Genomic DNA, 3,436 nt, shown 5'->3' on the forward strand with positions numbered 1-3,436 from the left:
CGCCGCAAAAAGAACCAAAAAGTGCAAATAAATAAAATAACACTAATTAATTTCATATGTATTTATTTTAATAAAAAAGGCATGCATCATAAAATGCACGCCTTAAAATAATTAGCTCTTATGTTTTTTATATATAGTTATACATTAGAATAAACTGCCTCTGTTGAAGCTTCTTTATTATTCTTTTCTTCTTCCAATGCCTTTCTTTTCATTTTTTGGTAAATATATGTATACATAATACTTGCCATTAAAACTGTTACTATATCGGCTATAGGCTGTGCCCATATAATACCTTTTATGCCGAATAATTTTGTACCTATTAATATGGTAGGTATAAATGCTATCCCCTGCCTGCTTATAGAAAGTATTAGAGAAGGAATTGATTTTCCTAATGCTTGGAATGTGGACATAAATACAAATTGAAAGCCTATTATAGGAGCTATTGAATAACTTGCTACCAAGAATCTAACTCCATAATCTATTACTTCTTCATTATTGATAAATATAGCTACAGCTAATCTTCCAAATATTAAAGATAAAATTAAAAGTAAAAATCCTATTATTACACTTACAGCACAAGATATTTTAATAGCTGCATTCATTCTTTTATAATTTTTAGAAGCAAAGTTGTATCCTACAAAAGGCTGAAGTCCTTGAGAAAGTCCTATAAATACTAATACAACAAGAGTAAATATTCTTTGAGCAACTCCAAGTCCTGCTACTGCATTATCACTATATCCTGCAGCTAAGTTGTTTATTAATATGTTTGAAGCACTCATAAGTATGTTATTAATAGAAACAGGTATTCCTATAGAAAATACATTGATAAGTATATCTTTATGCAAAGTAAATTCTTTAAAATGTATTGATAGGAAAGATTTTTTTCTTAATATATGGTATATGTAGTAAAAAGTAGAACAAGCATTACCAATTATTGTAGCTAAAGCAGCACCAGCAACCCCCATATTCATATAAAGAATCATTATAGGGTCTAATACTATATTCACCACAGTACCAATCATCATACCAATCATAGCCTCTTTTGAAGAACCCTCAGACCTTACAATCTGCCCCATAGCCATCTGATTAACTACAAAAGGAGCTCCAAATGCTACTATAATTAAATAATCCTTAGAAAATTGATAAGTGTTCTGACTAGCACCTGATATTTTTAATATGTCTTTCATAAATATCAAGTATACAGCCATAGAAATAAATCCTACTATTATACTTGCATAAAAAGCAAATGCCGATATCTTTTTTACAGATTCATAATCTTTAGCACCTAATTTTCTAGATATGTAAGAACCACCACCTATACCAAATATATTACCGAAAGCCATAAGAAGCAAATATATAGGCATACATAATGATACAGCAGCAACCTGATTGGGGTCTCCAGTTTGTCCTACAAAGAAAGTATCTACCATATTATAAAAAACATTGACTAACATTCCTAATATTGTTGGAAGTGCTAGCGTAATTAGAGCTTTGTGTACAGGATAATTTTCAAACAATTCAATTTTTTTATCTGTCATACGTCTGACCTCCTATTATAGATTGTTAAATTAGAGAGTATATTAAATAAAAAAATATATCAAGCGATAAAAAAAAGGAATTTTTGATATTTATATATATTTTTTTATATTTAAAATGATATATGAGCTACATTTTATACATTATAAGGCTTGTAGACTTTTTTATTTATAAAGTTTTAAATATATTTTATAAAGAAAAATTAATAATAATTAATTAAAAAACTTAATTTACAAATCCCGCCCTATATATTTGCTGTTTTATTTGAGTTTTTTATTTTTAATATTCTTGCAATTTATATAGAATTTTTAGCACCCGCCCTAAATTTTTAAAAGATAAAAAATGTATATACGCACGCATAATAAAATTTATTATATTAATAAACTTATAATTTGAATTTTATTATATAAAAAAGTTTATTCCACCGTGCGGTAATAATTTTTTAAATTTGTTAATTGTTTTCACCATACCAATCAACATTTCGTGTGAAGTACATTGCAAGAGCAATAACAGCAAATAGCCCTAATGTGCCCATGAGTAATGCATAATCAGTTAATTGTAATATTCCAAACAAGAATATATAAATCAAAGACTCTACTATAGCCATTGAAATAGTGTATCTTGGAGATTTTATAATGTATCCTATATATATAGAAGTTAAAGCTGTAACCATTAAGGCACTTATAAAATAACTAATATTAAAATTGATATGCTCAGATATTGCTAAAAGTAGAAGATAAAATATCGCATTAGCTATTCCTATGAGTATATACTGCACAGGGTGTATACGTTTTTTTGAAAGCACTTCGCATAAAAATAATACAAAAAATGGAATGAATATAAACAATATAGCATACTTTACGCTTCTTGAAGTTTTTTGATAATTATCATTGAGAAGCAAAAATGACACTAAAACATTATTAGATTCTTGATTGCTAGTATAATATTGGTTATTGTCTATATTGTTTAACCTATTAGAATTTTCATCGCTAGTCCAATATTTTGTAAATGAAGTATTAAAGCTTGCTATATTCCACTCTGCATTAAACCCATTATTATTAACTTCTCTTTTTGTTGGTAAAAATCCTCCTGTAAAACTAGGGTCTTTCCATTTTGAAGATATTTTAAAAGTGTTTTCAGAAGCTAAAGGAGTTATTATAAGAGAGTTTCCTCCTTGAATGTCCATTGTAATATTGAAATCAAAACCGTTTAATATATTATCTCTTGAAATAGTGTATAGAAATTTATTATTAAACATATTTAAATCTATATTAATATTTTTCTCATAATATTTAATCTCTTCATTATTATTAATTAATACATTAGGAAGCTTTATAAGATTTTTTTTGTTTCCTATGCCTAATATAATCATAGCTTCATCATAAAGTATAATAGTATTGTTTTTGTCTAAATTATATATTTCATCATTATATTTATCGAACCTTCCTGTAATATTTAACTGTGAGTTAAAAATAGGAGCTTTAAAAATTCCCCTGCTTAAACTTGTAACTTCAATATCACCAGTAACATTATATTCATTAGGCATATAAAAAATATATTTTCTTGTGTAGCCTATTTCTTTAGTGTCGCTGTCAATAAACTTTTCTAAATACGGTATAGCAATAACTACACCTTGAATATTAGCACTATCACCCACAGGCTCTATTATAGAAGATATAGCCTCATTTTGATAACGAATTCTATCTCTTACAACACTATTTATAAAAGTCATAGGTATTAAAAGCAATAGTCCTAATACCACTATTATTATTATTTTGAATCCTAAAGTTTTAGTTACTTCATTTATATTTTTTATCATGTTTAAGCCTTTATTTTTAATTAAATAGTTAAACTAAAAAAATTATATTTTGTCAAAGTTTTCGCCCTTCGGGCACGCTTC

At 26.8% G+C, this 3,436-nt stretch carries 2 protein-coding genes; both read right to left on the reverse strand.

Annotated elements, in window-relative coordinates:
* Nucleotides 1–137: 137 nt before the first annotated feature.
* The gene (locus tag E6A48_RS10440) at nt 138–1,538 is read right to left on the reverse strand and encodes an MATE family efflux transporter (RefSeq protein WP_219710141.1); all 1,401 of its coding nucleotides are present in this window, start codon (nt 1,536–1,538) and stop codon (nt 138–140) included.
* A gap of 449 nt (nt 1,539–1,987) precedes the next feature.
* The gene (creD, locus tag E6A48_RS10445; protein WP_219710142.1) at nt 1,988–3,355 is read right to left on the reverse strand and encodes a cell envelope integrity protein CreD; all 1,368 of its coding nucleotides are present in this window, start codon (nt 3,353–3,355) and stop codon (nt 1,988–1,990) included.
* Between the last annotated feature and the right edge of the window lie 81 nt (nt 3,356–3,436).

The organism is Brachyspira pilosicoli, from assembly GCF_019402445.1.
Lineage (GTDB): Bacteria > Spirochaetota > Brachyspiria > Brachyspirales > Brachyspiraceae > Brachyspira > Brachyspira pilosicoli_B.

Bases quoted from the DNA above. Each gene is read 5' to 3' on its own strand.
- E6A48_RS10440 (WP_219710141.1), bottom strand. From the start codon at position 1,538: ATGACAGATAAAAAAATTGAATTGTTTGAAAATTATCCTGTACACAAA.
- creD (WP_219710142.1), bottom strand. From the start codon at position 3,355: ATGATAAAAAATATAAATGAAGTAACTAAAACTTTAGGATTCAAAATA.